Genomic DNA, 481 nt, shown 5'->3' on the forward strand with positions numbered 1-481 from the left:
ACAACGTGACAGAAAACGGTGTGAACCTGAATGCACAGTCCACAGCGACTGCAGTTGCCCGCGTTGTTACAGACACGATCAACCTGGGTACAGGTAACGATACACTGGTTACTTACGGTGCGATCAATCTGGCTGGTGCACAATTGTCTGGTATTGAAAACATCACAGCGAACTCCGCTGTGGTGATCACTGCTTCCCAATACGCTGCTCTGGTTGCTGCCCGTGCTGCTCTGTCCCTGAGCACACCAGTGATCACATTCACAGGCAATGTTCCACATCAACTGACTATCGTTGATGACATCGCTGGCGTGAACAACATCGATCTGTCCCTGATCGCTGTAACTAGCGGCACATTGGTTATCGACACAACGTCTTCTTCCAATGCAACTGGTGGTGGCGTGAACAACACGACTGTCAGCAATGCAGTGTTCGTATCTGGCGGCGCAACAGTAACAACAGGTGTTGTTGGTACTAACCCAGT

Annotated in this window: 1 protein-coding gene; it reads left to right on the top strand. The window is 50.7% G+C overall.

From position 1 onward, the window contains the following. A partial coding sequence (locus ACO0LN_RS30290; RefSeq protein WP_422980475.1) for a hypothetical protein occupies nt 1–481 on the top strand: 481 nt, incomplete at both ends.

This window comes from Undibacterium sp. TC9W (assembly GCF_049339865.1).
Taxonomy (GTDB): Bacteria; Pseudomonadota; Gammaproteobacteria; order Burkholderiales; family Burkholderiaceae_D; genus Undibacterium.